The sequence below is a fragment of the Gardnerella sp. c12Ub_1 genome, from assembly GCF_055804375.1.
The window spans coordinates 1100053-1124232 of sequence record NZ_JANUZC010000001.1 but is presented as its reverse complement, the minus strand read 5'-3'; the positions used below and the strand labels follow the sequence as shown (position 1 = coordinate 1124232).

At 38.1% G+C, this 24180-nt stretch carries 20 protein-coding genes; 14 read left to right on the top strand and 6 right to left on the bottom strand.

From position 1 onward, the window contains the following. Positions 1–321 precede the first annotated feature (321 nt). From dnaN to NYP65_RS04290, 6 genes are all read left to right on the top strand, one after another. Positions 322–1440, top strand: a complete 1119-nt coding sequence (gene dnaN / locus NYP65_RS04315) for a DNA polymerase III subunit beta (protein ID WP_473410666.1) — start codon at positions 322–324, stop codon at positions 1438–1440. Positions 1441–1476: 36 nt separating this feature from the next. Further along, positions 1477–2823, top strand: coding sequence for a DNA replication/repair protein RecF (gene recF / locus NYP65_RS04310; protein ID WP_004132375.1), 1347 nt, complete (start codon positions 1477–1479; stop codon positions 2821–2823). Continuing rightward, positions 2820–3311: a DciA family protein gene (locus tag NYP65_RS04305; RefSeq protein WP_004131181.1), complete on the top strand. Its 492-nt coding sequence runs from the start codon at positions 2820–2822 to the stop codon at positions 3309–3311. The genes recF and NYP65_RS04305 overlap by 4 nt, the downstream gene beginning before the upstream one ends. 150 nt (positions 3312–3461) lie before the next feature. After that, positions 3462–5537, top strand: a complete 2076-nt coding sequence (gene gyrB / locus NYP65_RS04300) for a DNA topoisomerase (ATP-hydrolyzing) subunit B (RefSeq protein WP_004131183.1) — start codon at positions 3462–3464, stop codon at positions 5535–5537. 68 nt (positions 5538–5605) lie between these two features. Continuing rightward, a complete protein-coding gene (gene gyrA, locus NYP65_RS04295; protein WP_004131185.1) occupies positions 5606–8242 on the top strand; it encodes a DNA gyrase subunit A in 2637 nt (878 codons plus the stop codon). Beyond that, positions 8235–8726: a DUF3566 domain-containing protein gene (locus NYP65_RS04290; RefSeq protein ID WP_004131188.1), complete on the top strand. Its 492-nt coding sequence runs from the start codon at positions 8235–8237 to the stop codon at positions 8724–8726. Before gyrA ends, NYP65_RS04290 begins: the two co-directional genes overlap by 8 nt. 116 nt (positions 8727–8842) lie before the next feature. On the opposite strand, the gene mscL is transcribed toward NYP65_RS04290, so the two are convergent. Then, positions 8843–9253 carry a large conductance mechanosensitive channel protein MscL gene (gene mscL / locus NYP65_RS04285; RefSeq protein ID WP_018639874.1) on the bottom strand — a complete coding sequence of 137 codons (411 nt, stop codon included), beginning with the start codon at positions 9251–9253 and terminating at the stop codon, positions 8843–8845. 49 nt (positions 9254–9302) lie between these two features. Next, positions 9303–10001, bottom strand: a complete 699-nt coding sequence (locus tag NYP65_RS04280) for a phosphatase PAP2 family protein (RefSeq protein WP_018639876.1) — start codon at positions 9999–10001, stop codon at positions 9303–9305. 211 nt (positions 10002–10212) lie between these two features. Between NYP65_RS04280 and NYP65_RS04275 the strand changes: the two genes are divergently transcribed. Genes NYP65_RS04275 through pknB form a run of 7 tightly spaced genes read left to right on the top strand, consistent with a single transcriptional unit; the run spans position 10213 to position 19148 of the window. After that, positions 10213–10905: an FhaA domain-containing protein gene (locus NYP65_RS04275; protein WP_018639878.1), complete on the top strand. Its 693-nt coding sequence runs from the start codon at positions 10213–10215 to the stop codon at positions 10903–10905. Positions 10906–10938: 33 nt separating this feature from the next. Next, on the top strand, positions 10939–11466 hold the full coding sequence (locus NYP65_RS04270; protein WP_004131195.1) for an FHA domain-containing protein FhaB/FipA: 528 nt from the start codon (positions 10939–10941) through the stop codon (positions 11464–11466). Between the two features lie 4 nt (positions 11467–11470). Next, on the top strand, positions 11471–13234 hold the full coding sequence (locus tag NYP65_RS04265) for a PP2C family protein-serine/threonine phosphatase (protein WP_018639881.1): 1764 nt from the start codon (positions 11471–11473) through the stop codon (positions 13232–13234). Beyond that, the gene (locus NYP65_RS04260; protein ID WP_004132379.1) at positions 13231–14670 is read left to right on the top strand and encodes an FtsW/RodA/SpoVE family cell cycle protein; all 1440 of its coding nucleotides are present in this window, start codon (positions 13231–13233) and stop codon (positions 14668–14670) included. Before NYP65_RS04265 ends, NYP65_RS04260 begins: the two co-directional genes overlap by 4 nt. Then, positions 14663–16129, top strand: a complete 1467-nt coding sequence (locus NYP65_RS04255; protein ID WP_032835980.1) for a peptidoglycan D,D-transpeptidase FtsI family protein — start codon at positions 14663–14665, stop codon at positions 16127–16129. Before NYP65_RS04260 ends, NYP65_RS04255 begins: the two co-directional genes overlap by 8 nt. Then, on the top strand, positions 16126–17091 hold the full coding sequence (locus tag NYP65_RS04250; protein WP_004131203.1) for a serine/threonine-protein kinase: 966 nt from the start codon (positions 16126–16128) through the stop codon (positions 17089–17091). Before NYP65_RS04255 ends, NYP65_RS04250 begins: the two co-directional genes overlap by 4 nt. Then, entirely contained in the window at positions 17088–19148 is a 2061-nt protein-coding gene (pknB, locus tag NYP65_RS04245; protein ID WP_020758523.1) for a Stk1 family PASTA domain-containing Ser/Thr kinase, read from the top strand. Before NYP65_RS04250 ends, pknB begins: the two co-directional genes overlap by 4 nt. A gap of 233 nt (positions 19149–19381) precedes the next feature. Here the strand turns inward: pknB and NYP65_RS04240 are convergent, their stop codons facing one another. Next, positions 19382–20497, bottom strand: coding sequence for a class E sortase (locus tag NYP65_RS04240; RefSeq protein WP_020758522.1), 1116 nt, complete (start codon positions 20495–20497; stop codon positions 19382–19384). 9 nt (positions 20498–20506) lie between these two features. After that, on the bottom strand, positions 20507–21298 hold the full coding sequence (locus tag NYP65_RS04235; RefSeq protein ID WP_004131206.1) for a DUF881 domain-containing protein: 792 nt from the start codon (positions 21296–21298) through the stop codon (positions 20507–20509). 76 nt (positions 21299–21374) lie between these two features. Between NYP65_RS04235 and crgA the strand changes: the two genes are divergently transcribed. Continuing rightward, positions 21375–21776 carry a cell division protein CrgA gene (crgA, locus tag NYP65_RS04230; RefSeq protein WP_004131207.1) on the top strand — a complete coding sequence of 134 codons (402 nt, stop codon included), beginning with the start codon at positions 21375–21377 and terminating at the stop codon, positions 21774–21776. 104 nt (positions 21777–21880) lie between these two features. Here the strand turns inward: crgA and NYP65_RS04225 are convergent, their stop codons facing one another. Further along, on the bottom strand, positions 21881–23194 hold the full coding sequence (locus NYP65_RS04225; RefSeq protein WP_473410665.1) for a THUMP-like domain-containing protein: 1314 nt from the start codon (positions 23192–23194) through the stop codon (positions 21881–21883). Between the two features lie 214 nt (positions 23195–23408). Then, a complete protein-coding gene (locus NYP65_RS04220; protein WP_018639895.1) occupies positions 23409–24110 on the bottom strand; it encodes a rhomboid family intramembrane serine protease in 702 nt (233 codons plus the stop codon). Positions 24111–24180 lie beyond the last annotated feature (70 nt).

Sequence of the window (24180 nt, the reverse complement as noted above, 5' to 3'; positions counted from 1 at the left end):
AAAACGCCGTTAAAAAAGTGAATAAACTGTTTATAAAGCCGCTCAAAATGTGGATTAATGAAAAAATAGCTTTGAATGTGGATAACTCGACTCTTTTTGCACACAATTGCCCATAGGTTATCCACATTTTTCTTATGTGGATAATGGCTTTAACAAAGCTTTTCTAGTCAGATGTTAACATTTCCACATTGCTTATTACTATTATTACTTTATTTTTGAATAATAATAATATTTTTTATTAACGCTTAGCACTTATTTCTAAATTAGATTTTCATTAGCCAATGAGATAGAATAAACACAGTTTTACTGAAATGAGGAAATATGAAAGTTGAAGTTAATTCCGCTTCTTTTGCAGACGCACTATCTTGGACTACTCGCGTTATAGATAATCGTCCAGCAAATCCTATTCTTGCTGGCTTAAAGCTAGAAGCAAAAGACGGAACTTTGCAGCTTTGCGCATTTAACTATCAACTTTCTAGTCGTCATCACGTTGATGCGGGTGTAGATGAAGCAGGGAGTGTGCTCGTTTTAGGCAGACTACTTGCAGATATAACAAAATCTTTGCCAGCAGAAAAAACATATTTATCTTCTAACGAAACAACTCTTACAATTACTTCTGGAAAGTCAACATTTACTTTGCAACTTATGCCAGAAGGAGAATATCCAGATTTACCAGAAATTCCTTCAAAACTTGGTCAAGTAGATGCTCCTACTTTTGTTCAGGCTGTAAATCAGGCTTCTGTAGCAGTTTCTAGAGAAGAAGATAGGCCAGTTCTAACAGGAATTCATGCTCATTTTGAAGACGATACTGTTACTTTTACAGCTACTGACAGATATCGTCTTGCTCGTTCCACTTTTAAGTGGACTCCAGAACATAGCGATATAAATACTTCAACTCTTATTAAGGGAAGCATTCTTAAAGATATTTCGCGCTCTGTTGACGAACATCAAAATGTTGTTATTAACTTAAACGAGCAAGAACCTTCTATTCTAGGATTTGAAAATTCTGGAAGAGTTAGCACTTCTCAACTTATTGATGGAGAATTTCCTTCTGTAGATCGTCTTTTTGTTGACGAGTATCCTATTCACGCAATTATTAATCGACAAATGCTTATTAACGCAATTAAACGCGTTGCTATTGTTGCAGAAAAAGATGCTCCAATCTACATGTCTTTTGCGGAAGATGAACTCACTCTAAGTGCTGGAAACGACAGTGAATCTAAAGCAAAAGAAATTATTGACATAGATATGGATGGTCAAGATATTATTGTTGCTTTTAATCCTAACTACTTGATTGAAGGATTAAGCGCTATTAGTGAGCCATTTATTCACGCTAAAATCACGTCTGCTGTTAAGCCTGTTGAATTTAACGGTCAACAAGAAGCAGATGGAGATGAATCCATGAATTACAGATATCTTGTTGTTCCAATGCATCCTTAAAACTAATAAATGTAAACGAATAACGTAGCCAAATAAATGTATGTTTCAAAGCTTGCATTAGACCATTTTCGCTCGTGGAGTAGTTGTGTATTCGACTTTTCCCCAAAAATTAATATTCTATTAGGTTCAAACGGTTTAGGTAAAACTAATATTGTTGAATCGTTAGAAGTTATTTCAACGGGAACAAGTCATAGAGTATCTTCTTTAATGCCATTAATAGAGATAAATCATAATTGCGCTACAATACGTGCAAATGTTAAGGATTTTAACAATACTTTCAATAGCAATACTTTAGATAGTTCAAATGATTTAGACGAAACAACATTTGAGCTAAGCATTAATCTAAAGGGTGCTAATAGAGCAAGGATTAATGGTAAAAAATCTCTATATATGAAAGATATAGTTGGCTTAGTTCCTTGTGTTTCTTTTACTCCAAGAGACCAAAATTTGATTGTTTCAGATCCTACTGTTAGAAGAACTTTTATTGATCAAGCTGGAGCATTATTAATACCAAACTATTTGCCTATTTTGCAAGAATATAATCATATTGCAAAGCAGCGTTCTGCACTATTAAAAAGTTTATCTAATAATTATTCACCAAATTCAATGAATAATTACAATACGGTTTCTGATTTAGAAGTATGGACTGCTAAGTTTATTGAAACTGGAATAATTCTTACAAAATTACGCAAACAAATAATAGAGTTACTTAATAATGTTTTTTCAAATATTGTTAAACATCTTTCTAACTCATCTAATTTTGCTTCAATCGAATATAATCCTTCTTTTAGTGAGATTGATTTTAGCGAAAACGATTTTGAAGAAAATAATGATAATTCTATTAGGCTTGCGATTAGTGAGCATTTTCAAAGAATTTATAATGGAGAAGTTGCAAGAGGATACAATCTAATAGGGCCTCATCGAGACGATTTTACTATATTGCTTAATAATTATAATGCAAAAGAATTCGCTTCAAACGGTGAATCTTGGACTCTTGCATTAGCGTTAAAAATGGCTTTATTTAAGTCATTAGAAAAAAAGAATGGGAAAAAACCTATTGTTATTTTAGATGATGTTTTTGCACAATTAGACGAGTTTAGAAGAAAACAAATTTTAGAATTTGCAAAAAATCAAGATCAAGTTTTTATTACTGTTGCGTCTTTAAGTGATATACCAAAAGATAAAAGTGTGTTAGAAAACTCGATTATTGATGTGTCTAAAATAGCAAAAGATCAAAATGAAGATGATTCTAAATCTTTAGAAAACAATATTGATATTAATCATAAAATTTTATTGGAAAATATTGTTAATAGTCGTAAAAATAGTGTTGATTATATTGAAAATAACCAAAATAAATCTACTGACTTAGGGGATATTAGATGAAAATTCCCGTAAATAAAATACTAAAATTAGATACAAGAAAGCTTCCAGAACTAATTTTTACGCCTATTAAAAAGAAAGCAATAAAAAAGGTAGTTAACGAGCAGAATGCTTATAAAGCTTTAGAAAGTTTTGGAAAACCTGGTAGAGATCCACAAAATCTTTATTCTTTACTTGCAAATTTTGCTAATCAAAACAATTGGAATGAGCAACTTTCTATAGCAAAAATGCGCGAAGATTGGTGGAAAATAGTTGGAAAAAGCGCATCATTGAATTGTTATATAGACAAAATAAAAGATGGCGTTTTAATTGTTAGAACAAAATCAAATGTTTGGTATACGCAACTTAGCTATTGCAAGCCTATGCTTGAGAAAAAAATATTTGAATATTCTAAGAATATTAATATTAAAGAAGTCAAAATAGTTGGCCCATCTTTGCAAAAAACAGGCAAAAAATCAATAAACAGTAGGTTTAATATTAAGAATCACTAATAATGGCTCTTAATAAAGAGCGGTCATTATGCATGTGTAGAATGTTATGTAATATAGTTAAATCGCTAGAAGACCCTTTTTTGTGCTTTCTAGCGTGTATAGACCTCGTAAATGCCTCTTGGCATGAGGTAATACGGGAAGGGATCTAAAGTGTTAAACACTGAAGATAATTCAATGGAAAATTCTGTTGAAGAACATAAACTAGATGATGCTCAGCTAGATGATTCACTTTCTCCTGAACATTATGATGCTAGTGATCTTCGAGTTCTAGAAGGATTGGAAGCAGTTCGAATTAGGCCAGGTATGTATATTGGTTCAACTGGCCCTAGAGGATTGCATCATCTTGTATACGAGATTGTAGATAATTCAGTTGATGAAGCTTTGGCTGGTTATGCTTCTCACATTGAAGTGACAATTTTGCCAGACAATGCAATAAAAGTTGTGGACGATGGACGTGGTATTCCAGTTGACGAAGTACCAGGCGAAGGTGTTTCTGGTGTTGAAACAGTTATGACTAAGCTTCACGCTGGCGGAAAGTTTGGCGGCGGCGGATACGCTGTTTCTGGCGGCTTGCACGGCGTTGGCATATCTGTTGTTAATGCTCTTTCTACGCGTGTAGAAATCGAAGTTCGTCGTCAAGGATTCCATTGGACTCAAACGTATGTAGATCAGCATCCAACGGCTCCTCTTAAAAAAGGTCAGCCAATGGAAGATGGTGAATCTACGGGAACTTCTGTAACGTTCTGGCCAGATGGCGCAATTTTTGAAACAACTACGTACGATTTTGAAACTTTGCGATCTAGATTCCAGCAAATGGCTTTTCTTAACAAGGGATTGAAGATTTCTCTAACCGATTTGCGTAAACCCGATGAAGCAGGGGATGAAGTCACTGGAGAAAATGAATCAATTAGCGAAGAAAAGCATCAAAGCGTTAGCTACAAGTATGATCACGGAATTAAAGATTACGTTGATTACTTAGTTAAATCTCGTAAAGCTGTTCCAGTAGAGCCAGATGTTATTGATTTTGAGGCAGAAGACCTTGAGATTGGTATTTCTGCAGAAATCGCTATGCAATGGACTGTTGCATATTCGGAAGCGGTGCATACTTTTGCAAATACGATTTCTACTACAGAAGGTGGAACTCACGAAGAAGGATTCCGTGCTGCGCTTACATCTCTTGTAAATCGTTATGCTCGAGAAAAGAACATATTAAAAGAAAAAGATACTAATCTTTCTGGAGACGATGTTCGAGAAGGCTTAACAGCAGTTGTTTCCGTAAAGCTTACAACTCCACAGTTTGAAGGTCAGACTAAAACAAAGCTTGGTAATTCCGAAGCTAAGACTTTTGTTCAGCGAGTTATGACCGAAAAGCTTGGAGATTGGTTCGACGCTCATCCAAGTGAAGCAAAGAACATTATTCAAAAAGCAATTGAAGCATCGCGTGCGCGTCTTGCAGCTAAGAAAGCTCGCGAAAATACTCGTAGAAAGTCAATCTTTGAAACTGCTGGAATGCCAGATAAATTGAAGGATTGCCAGTCTAATAATCCAGAAGAATGCGAGCTGTTTATAGTGGAGGGTGATTCCGCAGGTGGCTCCGCAATTCAAGGACGAGATCCTATTACGCAAGCAATTTTGCCATTGCGCGGTAAGATTTTGAATACTGAGCGCGCATCAATCGACAGAATGATGAAGTCGGAAACTATTGAATCCTTAATCACTGCTGTTGGTGGCGGTTATGGTGAAGATTTTGACTTAAGTAAAGTTAGATATCACAAAGTCATTATTATGGCTGATGCTGATGTTGATGGTGCTCATATTGCTACATTGAATTTAACACTGTTCTTCCGCTATATGCGACCAATGATTACAGCAGGCTACGTTTACGTTGCAATGCCTCCTCTTTATCGCTTGAAGTGGAGCAAGGGTGCGCATGATTTTGTTTATACGGATGCAGAGCGAGACAGAGTTCTTGCAGAAGGTAAAGCTGCAGGCAGACAACTTCCTAAAGGCGAAGGCATTCAGCGATACAAGGGCTTGGGTGAGATGAGCTATCAGGAATTGTGGGAAACAACAATGGACCCTGAGCACAGAATCCTAAAGCAAATTCATATTGAAGATGCTGCTCGAGCTGATGAAACTTTCTCAATGCTTATGGGAGACGAAGTGGAACCTCGTAGGCTCTTTATTCAACGTAATGCTCACGATGCAAGATTTATTGACGCTTAAAAATTGTTAAAAATTGTCAGTAAAAGCATTAAAGCAAATAAACTTAAAGCTAATAAAAAGGAATTACAGTGGTAGACGAAATAAATGCCGCTAATAATAGCGAAGAGCCAGATCAGTTACCTGACGGTTCAATGGAGCCACAAAGCCCGCAAGAAGCAGATAATACGGATTATGGCTTAATGAAGGGTGCTCGCGTAAAGCATATGGATTTGCAACAAGAGATGCGCGAATCCTATCTTGCTTATGCACTTTCTGTTATTGTTGAGCGTGCTTTGCCAGATGTTCGAGATGGCTTAAAGCCAGTGCATCGTCGCGTTATTTACGCAATGTACGATGGCGGATATAGGCCAGATCGCGGATACAACAAGTGCTCTCGTGTTGTTGGCGATGTTATGGGTAAGTATCACCCTCATGGTGATTCTGCTATTTACGACACTTTGGTTCGTATGGCTCAATCTTGGTCAATGCGATACTTGCTTGTTGATGGTCAAGGAAACTTTGGATCCCCAGGTGATGATCCTGCAGCAGCAATGCGTTATACAGAATGCCGTATGGCGCCTCTTGCTATGGAAATGGTTCGAGATATTGACAAAGATACTGTTGATTTCTTGCCAAACTACGATGGAAAAACTCAAGAGCCAACAGTTTTGCCATCTCGTTTCCCAAATCTTTTAGTTAATGGTTCTGCAGGTATTGCTGTTGGTATGGCAACTAATATTCCACCTCACAATATGCGCGAGGTTGCCGATGGCGTACATTGGGCTTTAGATCACCCAGATGCCAGTAATTCCGAGCTTCTAGAAGCATTAATTCAGCGAATTAAAGGGCCTGATTTTCCTACTGGAGCAACAATCTTAGGCCACAAGGGAATTGAGCAAGCGTACCGCACTGGTCGCGGATTAATTACAATGCGCGCTGTTGTTAATACCGAGGAAATTAAGGGACGTATGTGCTTGGTTGTTACTGAGCTTCCATACCAAGTTAATCCTGATCGTTTAGCTGCTTCTATTAGAGAAGCTGTGCGAGACGGTAAGATTCAAGGCATTGCAGATATGCGCGATGAAACGTCTGGCCGTACTGGTCAGCGTTTGGTTCTTGTTCTTAAGCGAGATGCTGTTCCAAAAGTTGTTTTGAACAACTTGTATAAGCATTCGCAATTGCAGCAAACTTTCGGCGCTAACATGCTTGCGCTTGTTGATGGTGTTCCTAGAACTTTGAGCTTGGATGCGTTTATTCGTCATTGGGTAAGTCATCAGCTTGAAGTTATTGATAGGCGTACACGCTACTTAAAGCGCGAGGCAGAAGAGCGAGATCATATTTTGCAAGGCTACTTAAAAGCTTTGGATATGATTGACGAAGTTGTTGCATTAATCAGATCTTCTAAAGATGTTGAAACAGCTCGCACTGGTTTGATGAATTTGCTTGATGTTGATGAAGTTCAAGCAGATGCTATTCTTGCAATGCAACTTCGTAGGCTCGCAGCTTTGGAACGTCAAAAGATTCTCGACGAGCATGAAGAATTAATGCGCAAGATTGAAGATTACAACGATATTCTTGCAAGCCCAGAGCGTCAGCGCAAGATTGTTGGCGATGAGCTTGACGAAATCGTAGCAAAATATGGAGATGAGCGCAGAACTAAGATTCTTCCATTCTCGGGAGAAATGAACGTTGAAGATCTTATTGCCGAAGAAAACGTTGTTGTAACAGTTACTCGCGCAGGCTATATTAAGCGTACAAAAGCAGACGAGTATCGCGCACAACACCGTGGAGGTAAGGGTATTAAGGGCGCAAAGCTTCGTGAAGATGATGTTGTAGATCACTTCTTCTTAACATCTACTCACAATTGGCTTTTGTTCTTCACTAATCGCGGACGCGTTTACCGCATTAAAGCATATGAGCTTCCAGAAGGATCAAGAGATTCTAAAGGTCAGCATGTTGCAAATCTTCTTCAATTTACTCCTGGAGAAACAATTCAAGCGGTATTGTCAATTCAAAATTATGATGTAGCAAAGTATTTGGTTTTGGCAACTCGTTCTGGAAAAGTTAAGAAAACTGCTTTGCAAGAATATGATTCTCCACGACAAGGTGGCTTGATTGCTGTTCGACTAATGGCAAACGAAGAAACTGGGGAGCCAACAGACGAGCTGATTGGTGCAGCTTTGTGCAACCCAGAAGATGACATTATTCTTGTTTCTAAACTTGGTATGAGCCTTAAGTTTAGAGCAGATGATGAGCAACTTCGACCAATGGGCCGTCAAACTGCAGGCGTTCAAGGCATGAGATTTAGAGAAGGCGACGAACTGCTGGATATGGATGTTGTGTCGGTAGATACAAGCAAAGATCTTCTTGTTGTTACAAACGAAGGATTTGCTAAGCGTACAGCTATTGAAGAGTATCGTTTGCAAGGAAGAAACGGCTACGGTGTTAAAGCGGTACAGCTTACAGAAGGCCGCGGTTCTTTGGTTGGTGCTTTGATTGTTGAAGAAACAGATCAAGTAATGGCAATTATGAAGTCTGGTAAAGTGATTCGTTCCGACGTTAACGAAGTTAAGCGCACAGGTAGAACCACTCAAGGAGTGACTTTAGCAAAGCCAGATAAGGGTGATGAAATCATCTCGATTGCTCGAAACGAGGAAAGAGATGATGATGAAACTCAAAATGAAGAATCATCAGAAAAAACTATTGGAAGGAACTTAGATGAGTGAAGATTTTGAAGCATCCAATAGCAAAGTTAGTGGAGAATCTAATACTAGTTCTCCAAGAACAGTAGGTGCAACAGCTACGTCTTCTTCTAATGCGTATAGCGTTAGAAAATCTACTCAACCAAGAGCTAGAAGGATGAGTCTTTCCCTAGTTAGAGTAGATGCTTGGAGTGTTGCAAAAGTAACATTTTTGCTAAGTGTTGCTGGCGGAATAATACAAGTTATTGCAGCGGGATTAGTTTGGCTATTTCTAAACATGATTGGTGTTTTTGATCAAGTAACACAGATTGTTTCATCAACAGGCTTAAATAGCAACGGTTTTAACCTTGCAGACGTTTTTTCTTTGCCAACTGTTTTAAGTGCTGTAATAATTTTTTCTGTTGTAGAAATAGTTATTGCAACATTATTATCTGCAATTGGATCTTTGCTTTATAACGTTGTTGGATCATTAGTTGGTGGAATTCACTTAACTCTTGGTGATGACTAAAGCAAAAGCACTTATAATTAATAATTTAATCTCATAAAATTAATCCCCACTAAACTTTAAGTAGATTAGTGGGGATTAGTTTTTATAAAAATCATTTATAAAAATCATTAAACAAACTATTTTTTATAAGATAGATCTCGAATATCTTCCAAAATTTTAATCATTTTTTCTTCGCGATCTTTGCGTTTTTCTTCATCACTCTTTTCTTTTTCAAATTGTAAGAAAGGAAGACCAATCTCCCTTAACTTATTAATAGGAAGAACAATGCAAAAATAAACAGCTGCAGCAACAATAAGGAAGTTTAAGATTGATCCAATAACTGCACCAAAAGAGATTGTTGCACCATTTATTGTTATTGTTAAAACACCATCAAGATCTGGCTTTCCGAAAATTATTGCTATAAGCGGATTAATAATGTTTTTAACAATCGAAGTAACAACGGAAGTTACGGCGCTGCCCATAACAACACCAACCGCCATGTCGATTACGCTGCCACGAGCAATAAATTTTTTAAAACCATTAAACATATAAAATCCCTTCTGCTATTTAATATTTGATGTCTATTTGATATCTATATTATTTTAATTTTCTTAATATTTTGTTGTAAATAAAACTATTACTTTTAGATAGATTAAGAATAGACAAAACAAGTATTGGGTACATTATTGCAGAAGTTAAAACATCACTAGGGAAGTGTGCTGCAACAACAAGTCTAGAAATTGCAACAACAGCAACAATAATAATGCTAACGATTAATCCAAGCCTTAAGAAAGACTTATTTGCAATATAAATAATCATAAGAGCCATTGAACAAATAGCTACTGCTGCTGCAGTGTGACCGCTTGGAAAACTTGGATCTGGTGGAACTTTAATTTTTACACCAATAAATGGCCTAGGTCTATGAACTATGAATTTAACAGCAAAAATATAAATCATTGGCAAAAGGCAAGTCGCAAGCTGTATTAGAGTTATGCGCCAATCTCGTTTTATAAAATAAGAAATAACAGCCAAAATAAAAAGTATAACAATGCATGATTTTGTAGAAAAAACTATTGCAAGCAATTTAGAAAGAGCCATTATAAAAGACGGAGAATAGTTGTGGAAAAATGCTACGATTCCTGCTTCAAAAGATCTTTCTGCACTATTAACAAGCAAAAGTTTTCCAATTAAAGGAACTAAAATCGCAAGAAGTATAACAGTAGAACACTTCTTATTATTAGTTATATAGAACTTTATTTTTTCTAAAAATTCGTAAAGCTTATTTTTTTGATTCATAATTAAAGATTACACTTAGAAATATATAATAAACTTGTAATATTAAATTGGTTTATAAGTTTTATTTGTTTATTTTGCATAATTTTGTAAAAATGTAGTATATAAACAAGTATGTAAATAAATTTAGCAAACGCATGTTTGGTATTTAGATGTGATTTGTACACCGTACGAGGTGACGAGTAATATGAGGAAAAGGTAGAAAGGGTTTACAATGAGCGTGCTTGACAGACTTGAGAAGAGCGTTGAAGGTGCAATGAATGGAGTCTTCGCAAAATTCGGGTCTAAAGACTTGCAACCTGTTGATCTTTCTAGTGCATTAGAGCGAGAAATTGATAACCAGTCTATGCCAATTGATCGCGATCGTACGGTTGCACCAAATGAGTATCACTTTAAGCTTAGTACTCCAGACTTTGATCAGCTTGGTAGTGAAGCTTTAGCAAATGAGCTTGCGGATAATCTTACACAATATGCAAAAAGTCAGCATTATGCTTTTGTTGGCCCAGTTGCAGTTATTTTTGAAGAAGATACTGATCTTACCAAAGGTGATTTCAATTTAACTTCTGATTCTGTTCCAGGAAACGCTGTTCCTGTAACAACTCAAGAGCAGTCAGAAAATCATCCAATGCTGGAGATTAATGGGAATAGGTATTTGTTAACAAAAGATCGCACAATATTAGGCAGAGGTTCTGGTTGCGATATTGTTATTGATGATCCTGGAATTTCTCGTAGACATCTTGGAATAGACGTTACACCAGATGGTGTTATTGCTAGGGATCTTGGATCCACTAATGGTACTTATGTTGAAGGTCATCAAACTCCAGCAGCAACGCTATTAGATGGAAACACTATTACTATTGGGCGCACCCGTATTCTTTATTGGGCTTCGGATCAAGATCAGGAGTAGTAGACGAATACGTAAAGAGATACGAGTACACGCATGATATTAACCGAGTTGACTTTTGCTATACTTAAGTACAGTTTTTTAGTACTTTTGTGGGTATTCGTATGGTTTGCTGTTCGATCTTTACGAAAAGATATTGAAATTTTTAGTCCTAAAAAGTCTAAAGCTTGGAAGAATAAGTCTCATCGCAGACCAAATCCTTCTAATGATGAATCTTTAAGAAATAACAATATTGCTTCTGCTAATTTAGAGAAGAATAATCAAGCTGAAATGCCAACTTTGCTTGTTATTATTGATGGTCCTTTAGCTGGTTCGTCATTCCCGTTGGAGCCTTCTGGCGTAACTCTTGGAAGATCTGCAAACAATACGGTTGTTCTAAATGACGAGTTTGTTTCTTCTCATCACGCGCGCGTGTATTTTAATCAATCTGTAAATTCTTGGGTTCTTGAAGATTTAGGTAGCACTAACGGAACTATGATAGGTCATAGTAGAGTTAATGAACCTGTTGTTTTGCCTCCGCGCAAGTCTGTGCGAATCGGAGCAACAATGTTTGAATTGAGGTAAGTAAATGGCGCAATTCGATTCAAACATTGAAGATAAAACAAGTAGTCAAAAGCAGCAAGATCAAGTTGATTCTGTAAGTAATGGCGTTGCAAGTGTTGCAAACGTTGTAAGTAGTGAGTCTGCAAATAGCAGCGATGCAAATAATAATCCAGTAAATAATGCTGTAAAAAGTGAAAAAAGCAGCTTAAATAAGGCCTATTTTATAGACAAAGCGTTGTTTATGTATTCAACAGCTGTTAGCGACGTTGGTACTGTTAGAAGCAATAATCAAGATTCTGCGTTTGCTGGAGAAAGATTGGCCTCTATTTGCGACGGTATGGGCGGTCATGCTGGAGGAGATACGGCTTCTACAATCGCAATTAGGTCTTTAGCTCACATTGAGCAAGATTCAAGGCCAAATGATGTAAAAGCTGTTTCTTCAATGATGGAAACCTCGATTATGGCTGCTCACGACGCAATTGTTGGCAAAGCCAAAAGAGAGCGCAGACTTGCTGGAATGGGAACAACAGTAACAGCCGTATCTCTTGTAAATGGTTACTGGGTTCTTGCACATTTGGGTGATTCTAGAGCGTACTTGTTGCGAGATAATCATCTTATAAGAATGACTTGCGACCATAGTTACGTTCAACATTTAATAGACACGGGTCACATTACGCCAGAAGAAGCAAGAAATCATCCGCAGCGAAATGTTGTTATGCGCGTTTTAGGTGATTTTGATATTGACCCAAGGCCAGATATTGCTATTAGGCAGGCACACCCTTCTGATCGTTGGCTTTTGTGCTCGGATGGTGTGTGTGGAGTGTTAGAAGATTCCACAATTCAAGAAGTTATGAGCACTGTATCTAATCAAGAAGAGTGTGCTCAAAAACTTGTTTCTATGGCACTTAAAGCAGGAAGCACAGATAATGCGACTGCTGTTATAGCGGATGCAACTTTGGCACTAGACGCAGATGCTTTTGACTTGCCTCACCAAACTCCATTAATTGGCGGTGCTGCAAGCAAAGATTTAGAGTCTATAGCAGATATTGTTAATAAGGCTGTTTCTTCTACGCCGCCATTGCGTGAAGGTAAGGATTCTCCTGCTCAAAGAGCTGCTGCTCTTATACAAACAGACGCAAAATCGGCGGAAAAAGATGAGAAAATTGTAGAAACCACTCGTCTTGTGCAGCCTTCGCATTTAAGAAACGAAGAAGAGCTAAGATCTACAGACACAAACGAGATTCCTATTGTAAAAAAGAAGAACGGTAGAATATCAACAGATCCTAGGGATCCAGATGTTCAGCGTGCTGTAAAAAGAGAACAGGCAGAAGCACACAAAGCAAATAGAATTAGAAGAAGATGGATGAGAATAGGTGTTGCTTTTGCAACGCTTGTTGTGTGTGCGATTGTTGCTTGTGGAGCTTATCTTGTTTATTCTTGGACTCAAAAGCAATACTACATTGGCAAGGGAAACGGCAAAGTAGTTATTTACCAAGGTGTTCCTACTAACATATTTGGATTAGAGCTTTCACACCAGATTGAAGAAACAAATATTAAAGTCAAGAATTTGGATAAGTCTTGGCAAGATCAGCTTGATGAAGGTATTAGTTTTAGCAGTCTTAAAGAAGCAAGAGGTCATGCAAGGCTAATTGGAAGAGAAATGCGCGCTCGAGAAAGCGAGAAGCGTGGTAATAAGCCAAAAAGTATTATTTCTAATTCAGATAATAAAGACGGAAATAATAGTGGAGTTGTAGATTCAAGCAATGATTCAGGAGGTAAAACCTCGTGAACATGTTTAGTATGCGCATTAAGCAAATATCTTTGTTGCTGTTTTCTGTAATTATATCTTCAATAGCATTTTTACAAATGTTTCTAAGGATTGATGGATTCGTTCCAGCAAACTATGTTGGTATGCTTGTTTTAACAACGGCGTTATACCTTGTTTTGTGGGGCGTTTTGATTGTAAAAAAGCCTTATTCTAGTCAGGTAATACTCCCTTGTATTCTTCTTCTTACAGCTATTGGAACTGTTATGATTGCAAGAATAGATAAACAGCACAACACTAATGTTGCTATGAAACAGCTTATTTGGGTTTGTGTTGCTCTTGTATTATCCATAATTTTTGTGATGGTTCTAGAAGATTATAGGATTCTTAGAAGATTCTCGTACGTTAGCATGGTGATTGGTCTTGTTCTACTTTTATCTCCAATGCTTCCAATAATCGGTAAGGAAATTGGCGGAGCGAGAATTTGGATTGGTTTTGGAAACCACACTATTCAGCCAGGAGAATTTGCAAAACTATTCTTAGCTTTCTTCTTTGCAGCATACTTGTTTGATCATAGAGACAGACTTGCAGTTGGTGGAACAAAGATTTTTGGAATTCATCTTCCACGATTCAAAGATATGGGTCCTATAGCGCTTGTTTGGGCTGCTTCTATGTGTGTGCTTGTTGTGCAACACGATTTAGGAACATCATTAATGTTCTTTGCAATGTTTGTTTCTATGCTTTACGTTGCAACTGGAAGAAAAGGCTGGCTTGCAATAGGCTTTATAGCATTTATAATTGGATGTTTAGTTGCTGTTAAGCTTTTTGCACACGTTCAATACAGAGTTGACGCTTGGCTTAACCCATACGACCCAGTTATTTACAACAGATTCCCAGGCGGGTCTGCTCAAATTGTTACTGGATTATTCGGCCTTGCTGCAGGAGGTATAACTGGAACAGGATTAGGCCAAGGTCATCCTTCTTTAACGCCACTTGCTAATTCCGATTTTATTTACGCTTCGGTTGGGGAAGAATTAGGATTAACTGGTTTGTTTATAGTCTTAATTCTTTACATGATTATTATTGCGTCGGGCATGATTACTGCTATGAAGATTAAAGACGGTTTTGGAAAGCTTCTTGCATCTGGTCTTGTTTTTACAATGGCGTTCCAAGTATTTACTGTTGTTGGCGGAATCACGCTTGTTATTCCACTTACTGGCTTAACAATGCCTTATATGGCAGCTGGTGGTTCTTCTCTAGTTGCAAACTATGTGCTTGCATCTATTTTGATTGTTATATCTAATGCTGCTAATAAGCCAGAGGCTGCTATATCGTCTGATACTTTCCAATACGAAGCTTTAGCTGCTCTTAGGGAAAGAGAGCTTAAGCAAAGAGAAAATAAGTCCTCTAATCTTAACTCCTCTAATCTTAAAGAAGATGGGGGTGAATCTTATGAATAAATGTTTGAAGCAGCTTTTTAGTGCAGTAATTGTGTTGTTTGTTGTTTTATGTATTTCTAGCACGTATATAACATCTATAAAAGCAAACGAATTAAATTCTGATCCTAGAAATAGGCGCGCGCTATATCACGAATTTGGCGCTCCAAGAGGAGCAATTCTTGCATCCGATGGAACTGTTTTAGCGAAATCAGATCCATCTAAAGATGCATTCGTGTATCAAAGGTCATATTTTAACGGCCCTGCTTATGCTCCAATAACGGGTTATTATTCAATAAGTCAAAGAGCAGATAGAGGAATAGAGGCTTCTAGAAATCAGCTTTTAAGTGGAGAATCCGACGCGCTATTCCTTCAAAAGTTTAAGTCTCTATTTACAGGAGCAGAAAACAGAGGTGCTTCTATAGAAACATCTATTAACACTAAGCTTCAAACTCTTGCATACAATCTGCTAAAAGACAAGAATGGCGCTTTAGTTGCAATAGAGCCAAAAACTGGAAGAATACTAGCAATGGTTAGTACGCCTAGCTACGATCCTTCTTCTCTTGCATCTCACAATGTTTCTTTAGTAAACAGAGCATATAAGGATCTTATATCTAACATATATAATCCAATGCTAAATCATTCAATATCTGAACTTTATGCTCCTGGTTCTACTTTCAAAACGGTTGTTGCGGCAACTGCGCTAGAAACTGGAAAATATGATTTAAATACTTCGATTCCAGCTGGATCTTCGTACACTCTTCCAGGAACGCAAACTCATCTTACAAATGTTGTTCCAAGCGCTAGCGGATTGAATGGTCAAATATCTTTTGAAGATGCTCTAGCTTATTCTTCAAATACTGCATTTGCACAACTAGGAGTTTCTTTAGGAGCAGATGCGATTGTTAAGCAGGCTAAAAAGTTTGGATTATTTAGCTCATTTACTTTAGACGGATCTGATTCAACAGGATTCCCAATGAGGGTTGTTGCGTCTTTGCTTAATCAAAAGCCTACGCAAGATAAACTTGCTCTTCAGTCAATTGGTCAGGGAGATGCTAGGGTTACTCCTCTTCAAAATGCTATGATTGCAGCTGCTATTGCAAATAATGGAACACTTATGAAGCCAACGCTTGTTGATTGCGTAAGGTCTAGTGACTTGTCTGTTATTTCTCAAACAACGCCTACCGTTATGAGTCAAGCTTTAAGCGCACAAAGTGCTGCAAAACTCAATGCTATGATGCAAAGTGTAGTTGTAAAAAGTAATCAAAATCTTTCTTTGCCAAATGTTGCTGTTGCAGCAAAATCGGGAACAGCACAAATTGGGTTTAGAAATCAAGCTATTAATGGGTGGGTTATTGGATTTGCTCCTGCACAAGATCCTAAAATAGCTGTAGCAGTTGTTATTCACAATGCTAGTACGTATGGAACGCTTACAGCAGGGCCAATTATGAGACAGGTGATGAAGGAGGCGCTTAAGCAATGAAACTTGTTGAAGGACAGTTAGTTCATCATCGATACAGACTAGATAGAAGACTTGCACAAGGAGGCATGGGGGAAGTCTGGAAGGGCTTTGATATACAGCTTGGCAGGATTGTTGCCGTTAAAGCGCTTAGAACCGATACAAGCAATGTTGAAGCTAAATTGCGTAGACTTAGAGCAGAAGCGCATAATTCAGCCAATCTTGCTCACCCAAATATTGCAGCTTTATTTGACTACTACGAGCATGATGGCATTGGCTTTTTGATTATGGAGTATGTTCCTAGTAAGTCTTTAGCAGACTTATATCATAAAGAAAAAACTGTTGAGCCAACGCGATTGCTGCCTATACTTATTCAAACTGCAAGAGGTCTTTTTGTTGCACATTCCCACGGTGTTATTCATAGAGACGTTAAGCCAGCAAATATTATGGTTTCCGAAACGGGAAGCGTAAAGATAACAGATTTTGGCGTTTCGTACTCTAGCGACCAAGAGCAGATTACTCAAGATGGAATGGTTGTTGGAACAGCTCAATATATTTCCCCAGAGCAAGCTCAAGGAGAGCAAGCAACTGCCCAGTCCGATATTTATTCTCTTGGAGTTGTTGCATACGAAGGACTTTGTGGACATAGGCCATTTACTGGAACTACGCCTGTAGATATTGCAGCCGCACACGTTAATGACCCTGTTCCACCTCTTCCAGATAGTGTTGACCTTCAATTAAGACAGTTTGTAATGTCAATGCTTTCTAAGAATCCAAAAGATAGACCTAAAGATGCTCTTGTTGTTTCAAAAGTGCTTGCAAAAATTGAACGAAGACTTTTGGATCAGCAAACAGCGTTTAACAATAAAAACACAATAGATTCTTCCAATGCTCAGCGCATTAAACGCAGCGTTAGAAGTGTTCCAAAAACACAAGTTAATATTATTAACATTTTGAATAATAACGACCGCAAGGAGCAGCAATGAGTAACACAATGCCTACCTCATTAGCGAATGGACGGTACCAATTAGGTGAATTGATTGGCCGCGGTGGAATGGCCGAAGTGCGAGTCGCAGAAGATAAGCGCTTGGGTCGTACCGTTGCTGTTAAAATCATGCGTTCTGATTTGGCAAATGACGAAATCTTTTTGTCTCGTTTCCGCCGAGAAGCACATTCTATTGCGCAAATGAATAATCCAAACATAGTGAATATCTATGATTCTGGAGAAGAGTCTGTTGTAGACGACAATGGCGTAGAAGAGCATTTGCCGTATCTTGTTATGGAATATGTTAAAGGAAAAACGCTTCGCGATATTCTTAAGATGAATGGTGCTTTAAGCCAGCGTGATTCTGAGCAGGTTATGCTTGGAGTTTTGAACGCCCTGGAGTATTCGCATAGAATGGGCGTTATTCACCGAGATATTAAGCCTGGAAACATTATGATTTCCGAGCAGGGCATTGTTAAGGTTATGGATTTTGGAATCGCAAGAGCGTTAGACGATTCTGCAACAACAATGACACAATCGCAAGGTGTTGTTGGAACTGCACAATATTTGTCTCCAGAGCAGGCGCGTGGAGAACAGGTAGATATGAGATCTGACTTGTATTCTGCAGGATGCGTCTTATACGAGATGCTAACTGGAAGGCCGCCTTTTACTGGCGATTCTGCAGTTGCAATCGCGTATCAGCATGTTTCAGAAGTTGCAACTCCTCTAAGCACGCTTGTTCCAGGTCTTCCTTCAATGTGGGATAAGATTTGCGCAAAAGCAATGGCAAAAGATAGGCAGAATAGGTACGCAACGGCTGCTGAATTTAAGAACGACATATTAGCGTTTATGAACGGCGGTGTTCCTGTTGCAGCAGCATTTAATCCGCTAACAGATTTAGCTAATATGCGCGCAAGAAAGCAGGCGGAGCAGAATGCGGCAACTCAAGCTATGGGAGCGGCAGACACTGCATCTACTCAAAGTTTTGGAGCGATTACAGGCCAGTTTGATGCGTATCAAAATACGGGCTACAACACAAGAGCAGCTCAGCGCGCTGCAAATCAGGCAAAAAGAAGCAAGCGCATTGTTATTGCTTCTGTTGTGTCTGCGATTGTTTGCGCAATCGTTGTTGGCGGAATTCTATTTATGCTAAATCGCAGTAAGCTAGCTGGAGATATTGTTGTTCCAACATTTAGCGAAACTACAACTCAAGATGCTGCTAAAGAAAAGCTTCGCGCGCTTGGTCTTATTCCAGATATTTTGGAAGACGATAAGTCTACTAAGCCAGAAGGTACTTTTACCAAGCAATCTCCTAAAGGTGGAGAAAAGGTTGCTTCTGGATCTAGAGTTAGCGTTTGGTTCTCTATTGGTCCTCAATCAACAAAGGTTCCAGATGTTACTGGAAAGTCGCAAGAAGCAGCTAGAAAAGCTCTTGAACGTGCAGGATTTAAGATTTCTAACGTTAGAGTGGAAGATAGTACAGACGTTAAAAAGAATCATGTTACTAGAACTGACCCAGTTGCAGATTCGTTTGCAGATAAAGGTTCAATGGTAACTTTGTACATTTCTTCTGGCTTAACTAAGGTTCCAGATGGAATGGTTGGACAATCTAAAGACGTTGTTACTGGCGAATTGCAAAATCTTGGATTTACTGTTAATACCGTAGAAGAAGAATCCGATACTGTTGCAGAAGGAACGGTTACTAAAATGAATCCGTCTTCTGGAGCTGCCGTAAAGCCTCATAGCACTATAACTGTGTATGTTTCTAAAGGAAAGCCTAAGGTAGAAGTTCCTCATATTGCTCTTGGAACATCAACATTAAAGCAAGCTAAGCAAATACTAGAAGCAAAGGGCTTTAAGGTTGTTGCTAATGGCTCCGCTACGGATGACGATATTGTTGATAGTATGTCGGAAAAGGAAGGGTCTAAGATAGATAAAGGCTCTACAATAACGCTTACTGTAAAAACTCCTCAGCCTCCTGTAGACACAACTACAAAGCCTGGAAGAACTTCAACATCTGACTCATCTTCTGCAACAACAAGCAATAGTGATAAATAACAAGAAGCCGCCTAGCTTGCCGTTGTTTTAACGGTGCTAGGCGGCGTTTTTGTATTTAACTTGTAAGCTATTTAACTTGTAAGCTACTAAGATTAATAGGTTTGTGTTTTAATAAGCTGTTTTAATAAGCTAGCAAACCAATGATTTATAAGCTGCTTGTAATCTAATAAGCTAGAAAACTAATTAGGCAAGTAAACTGTAAACTAATAGATTCCTAGCTTATTAGTAGCGATTTAATAAATCGTTGTTGTGTATGCAGACATTTCTCTTAAGAATGGAATTGTTGCCGAAGCAAACGGATATATCCATTGCATAAGAATTGCAATTGCTGTTACGTAGATTAGTGCACAAAGAACTAATCTTATTGGCAAAATACCAGGCTGCAAGCGCATAAGTCCGCCAAAAATGCTAAATTCTGGCTTTGGCTTTAATCCAGCTCGAATTTGACGTCTTAGAGGCCACTGCCAAGCTATAGCTGCTGCAGCGAAGATAATAATGTACGCAACCATAGCAATAAGCATAATTGGCACAAGTGAATCTAGCTTAGAAGCCAAGGACTGCTGTTCGTTGTTTACAAACTTAACTTGACCGTTTGCATCTACCGTAGAAAGCTCTTTAGGAATACCGTCGGAAACCTTAGCCCAATAATCAAACTCGCCAAAGCTAATAAAGCGGAACTCAGGAGTTGAATATTTTGGCTCACAAGTAACAAGCGTAATCATGCGCTTTTTAGGATTCTTGCTGTGATTTATTGGGTCTTGATCAAGAACTTCACTTTGATCTGGTCTAACAATCTTGTGAGTAACGTACTTATAAACGAACCAATAATCTTTTGTACGAATAATAATAGGATCGCCCTTTTGGAATCGGTCAACGTCTGCTAAAGGCTGACCGTAACCATTTCGGTGACCACTAATAGCCAAGTTTCCAATTTCTCCTGGCATTTCTGTTTTAGGGAAGTGTGCAAGTCCTCGCCTATTTAATATTTCTAGGCTAACGCCTTCAACAATATTGCGCTCCCATTGATTACCAAACCTAGGAATGTATGCTCGAGCAACAAGTTCTCCATACTTTACTTTTTGCAATTTAGGAGGATCGTCTACTTGAGGAAGAGCAATCTTGGTTTTTTTACCAGCAGCAGGATTCTTCCACGAAACAGCCTCTCTGGTTTCAAACTGTACATGCTCGGATTGAGCGCCCGTCCACCACATTTGCCAGACAATGTACAATGCGCAAACAACTGCAAAAGCTATAAGAAGTTCTCCAACAACGCCAGCTATTGTCCAAAGTGCGCTAGCCTTTGTTGTTTTGGCTTCGCTACGTTCGTGCTTGTAGTTAGAACGCTTCATTTTACTCCTTTATTGTTTGGTGGAATGGTGTTGGGGAATATTTCCAATAATATCGGCATCTTTTGGAACCGAAGCAAACCTTAGAGGCTGCAACAGGGCAGACGACTCTAAGAACTTTAAGTTTCCCCTTTTTTCCACTTTCCATCCCAGTCCAAAAGTACTGACATAGTCTTTATATGTTTGAATTGCTGGAGAATTATCCAACGATTCTATCATGTCTTCTATTGAACCAATAGCAGATATTCTATACGGTGGCGAGTACTGATGGCCTTGCAACATAAGCACATTTCCAATACAAACAACAGCTGAATTAAACAAGATTCTTTGACCCTGAATTGTTATAGCCTCCGCTCCGCCTTTCCATAGGGCATTTACAACGGCTTCTATATCTTGTTGGTGAATTACATAGTCATTTATGTTTGCGGAGCTTCCAGACCCGTTTACGGCCGTTTTCCAAAGTGGCGAATCGTTTAGCGTTACAGTAATTCCTGGTCCTTGTATTGCTGGAAGTATTGTGCTTGCGCCAGTATCGTCGGAAGAATCAGACCCGCTTGCGCTGCTTGTTAACGTTTTGTTTAGAAGATTAACTTTAGAATCTAACTCTTTAACCTCTTCTCTCAAAGATTTTGCTCTTTGAGAATTTCTTTCCACCATTTGCCCCGTATCGGAAGTTACAAATGCAGTACGATTTATGCGCAAATTAGTAACGAATAAGTAACCAGTAAAACAAATTGCTAGGGCAACGGCAACGCTTCCTAACAGCGATTTTCTAGCGCCGTGTTTACCTGTTTGTTTTGCCATATTACCCATTCTTCTTCTTGCGTTCGAGTGTAACTATTATTATAGCGTGTAGCCGATTGATTGGAGTGTTACTGTTATGGCTGACGAAGAATTGAATAAATTGAATACCACTTCATCTGCCGATGTGGATGAATCTCAAAACTCTTCTAAAGAAGACTTGTATGGTGTTCCTATGGAACAGGTTGAAGCTGTTTTGAACGCAACTGCCGATAAAGAGTCGTTGTCTCCGCAAATACAGCGCATGATGAAGCGTCAAGAAGAAAATACTCGCAGAGTTGAAGAGTCCATTAAGGGCACTAAAGCTAATGCTGGATGGTTTGTTCCACTATTTTGCACGCTTATGATTGTTGGCTTGTTCTGGGCTGTTATTTATTACTTGAATCCTGCTTTGCCAATTCCAGGAATTGGAGCGTTTAATCTTTTGATTGCAGCATGCTTGGTTATGGCTGGGTTCTTAATGACAATGTGCTGGAGATAGTTTGTATATAGCTTGATAGCTTTATATAGCTTGTAGATAATATTTGATTTTGGCTGCATGTAATAAGCGTGCAGCCATTTTTATATGCGTGCTTTGTGTGTTTATTACTCCGCTTTGCTTGCACAAATAAGAACATGATTATTTTTAGAATCGGTAGTTGCAATAATCCTAGTGTTTCCACCGTCTTTTAACTTAAGCCTTTTCTTTAAGTCGTTTACGCTTAGTGGAAAATTGTATGTTGCAATATTTGCGTAAGTTATTTTAGAAAGAGCTTTACTGATTTCTTTTTTGTTTAAGCTGCAAATATTATTTATTTTCCAAATGTTTCCAGGAAAATCTGATTTATATTCGCAAGATATAAAAACGTGGCTGTTGCTTGCGATTTGAAACACGTTGTATTTAGAGCTTAAAATCTTAAAACATCCCGACTTCATAATTGAAGAATTTGGCTCATAGGCATATTTAGCGCAGTTTTTCCAATCTCTTATTGAATCATTTGAGTTTTGCTCGCTTTTTATGTGTGATTCTTGCGATTCTTGCGTCTCTTGCGCTTCTTCTACTTTATTTAAGTCTGGATTGTATTTTGCGTTAAAAACGGTTACTGAATCGTTGTTTGCGCAATAAACTTCAATATGCGAATGCATGTTTGAGTCTAATACTAAAAGCAGCTCTTTGCACTCGTTGTTGTGTGAAACAATGTGTACTTGACTAACATTTCCACAAAAATCGCAAACAGCTTTTCTCCAATCAAGCATTGGAGATAGTTTAATAATCACAAATTTTGCTACTTGCAGCATGCGTTGTTTTAGCTCTAAAACATTAGGTGTGCAATCTTTAATCGCGTACGTTCTAGATCCGCTTTTATCTCGTCTTGCAGGATCAATGTAAATAATCGTTACGTAGTCTACTTTTTCTAGCACTTCTACGCTTGTTGAGTTTACGCATTGAACATTGTTTAAGCGCATAACAGTCATATTGTGCTGGCTTATGGCCGATAGTTCTTCTTGAGTTTCTACGCAAATGGCTTTGCAAAACTCTTGGCTCATAATTGCGCAATCTACTCCAAATCCGCCAGTTAAGTCGATTAGAGTTGTTTTGCACTTATCAATATTGTTGTTTTTTATAAGACGATTTGCGATGCGTGCTTTATATTGCGCGGTTTCTTGCGACGAGCACTGTTCCATAGAAATATGTGATGGGTAAATAACTTGATTGTTTTTATACCACATTGGCAGTTTTGTTTTTGCAATCTGCTTTCCGCTTATTTGATTAACAGCAAAAGCAACATTCACGTTTGGGTTATTAGACGCTTTTAGTGCAGCTTCTTTTGGGTTTGTGTTTTGATTTTGAAGAATAAAATCAATAGTTTGCTGATTTTGATCTTGTAGTTGTTTTGTGTGAATGTTGTTAGATTGCATAATTCTATTTTTGATTAAGGTTTAGAGAAAGTCACAATTTTCCAAAAATGTGGATAACTTTTATACACTTGTTAACATGGCTAAAAATGCAGAGTTATCAACGATTGTGTATAACAATGTGGATAACTTATTTAGATATACCCATGTTATACCCAGGTTATGCACATTTATGTCCACAATTGTGGAGAACTACACGCGTGTAATTTAACGCTATTTATTGCAAACAGAATGCGCTTATTGCCAGAAGAACAATAAGTATTAGTAAAGAGTAAACAGCAAATCGCTCATTAAAAGATGCTTTTTTAAGAAGAGGATTATTAGTGCCAAGTAAAGCAGACAGAACTATTCCAGTAACAATTCCACCAATATGAGCTTGCCAAGCAATATTTTGAACCAAAAGAGGCATTGCAAGCGTTAGGCCAATCCAAATTAAAGTTCCATTAACACTTTCGCCAAGTCGCCATTGCGCAACCAAAAGAGCGCCAATAAGACCCATAATCGCTCCCGAAGCCCCATAAGCTGCAATCACCCAGTCTTGTGTAAGCTTTGAGTAAAGTAGAGTTGCAACGCATCCACCAAGCCCACTAATAGCGTATAAGAAAAAGAACTTCCATTTACCAAAGAATCTCTCAAGCTCTACGCCAAGCGAATACAAGCAAATCATGTTAAAAAGAATGTGCGTAAGTTCTGGCGCGTGAACAAACATAGACGTAAACCAAGTCCAGCTTGCTTTTGTAATCAAAAATGGCGCAAAAGCAGTATTTTCAACAAATAGTTGATATGCGCTTGGCAAAAAAGTGTGAAGAATCATCTCAATAATCCACACAAACACGCAAATGTAGATAATTGAATACGTTGCGGTTTTGCAATTAGTTTTAAAGCGCTTAACAATAGTGTTTATGTCAAAATTGTTCATAAAATAACATTATCTAATTGCATACACAAATTTGCATACATAAGTAGCAACCATAATGGTCATTAAAAAT

What these genes read in the sequence shown, in the direction of transcription:
- NYP65_RS04290 (WP_004131188.1), top strand. Translation starts at nt 8,235, where the DNA reads ATGAGTGAAGATTTTGAAGCATCCAATAGCAAAGTTAGTGGAGAATCT.
- NYP65_RS04265 (WP_018639881.1), top strand. Translation starts at nt 11,471, where the DNA reads ATGGCGCAATTCGATTCAAACATTGAAGATAAAACAAGTAGTCAAAAG.
- NYP65_RS04255 (WP_032835980.1), top strand. Translation starts at nt 14,663, where the DNA reads ATGAATAAATGTTTGAAGCAGCTTTTTAGTGCAGTAATTGTGTTGTTT.
- NYP65_RS04225 (WP_473410665.1), bottom strand. Translation starts at nt 23,194, where the DNA reads ATGCAATCTAACAACATTCACACAAAACAACTACAAGATCAAAATCAG.
- NYP65_RS04270 (WP_004131195.1), top strand. Translation starts at nt 10,939, where the DNA reads ATGATATTAACCGAGTTGACTTTTGCTATACTTAAGTACAGTTTTTTA.
- NYP65_RS04240 (WP_020758522.1), bottom strand. Translation starts at nt 20,497, where the DNA reads ATGAAGCGTTCTAACTACAAGCACGAACGTAGCGAAGCCAAAACAACA.
- pknB (WP_020758523.1), top strand. Translation starts at nt 17,088, where the DNA reads ATGAGTAACACAATGCCTACCTCATTAGCGAATGGACGGTACCAATTA.
- mscL (WP_018639874.1), bottom strand. Translation starts at nt 9,253, where the DNA reads ATGTTTAATGGTTTTAAAAAATTTATTGCTCGTGGCAGCGTAATCGAC.
- crgA (WP_004131207.1), top strand. Translation starts at nt 21,375, where the DNA reads ATGGCTGACGAAGAATTGAATAAATTGAATACCACTTCATCTGCCGAT.
- NYP65_RS04235 (WP_004131206.1), bottom strand. Translation starts at nt 21,298, where the DNA reads ATGGCAAAACAAACAGGTAAACACGGCGCTAGAAAATCGCTGTTAGGA.
- NYP65_RS04220 (WP_018639895.1), bottom strand. Translation starts at nt 24,110, where the DNA reads ATGAACAATTTTGACATAAACACTATTGTTAAGCGCTTTAAAACTAAT.
- NYP65_RS04275 (WP_018639878.1), top strand. Translation starts at nt 10,213, where the DNA reads ATGAGCGTGCTTGACAGACTTGAGAAGAGCGTTGAAGGTGCAATGAAT.
- NYP65_RS04250 (WP_004131203.1), top strand. Translation starts at nt 16,126, where the DNA reads ATGAAACTTGTTGAAGGACAGTTAGTTCATCATCGATACAGACTAGAT.
- NYP65_RS04305 (WP_004131181.1), top strand. Translation starts at nt 2,820, where the DNA reads ATGAAAATTCCCGTAAATAAAATACTAAAATTAGATACAAGAAAGCTT.
- recF (WP_004132375.1), top strand. Translation starts at nt 1,477, where the DNA reads ATGTATGTTTCAAAGCTTGCATTAGACCATTTTCGCTCGTGGAGTAGT.
- dnaN (WP_473410666.1), top strand. Translation starts at nt 322, where the DNA reads ATGAAAGTTGAAGTTAATTCCGCTTCTTTTGCAGACGCACTATCTTGG.
- NYP65_RS04280 (WP_018639876.1), bottom strand. Translation starts at nt 10,001, where the DNA reads ATGAATCAAAAAAATAAGCTTTACGAATTTTTAGAAAAAATAAAGTTC.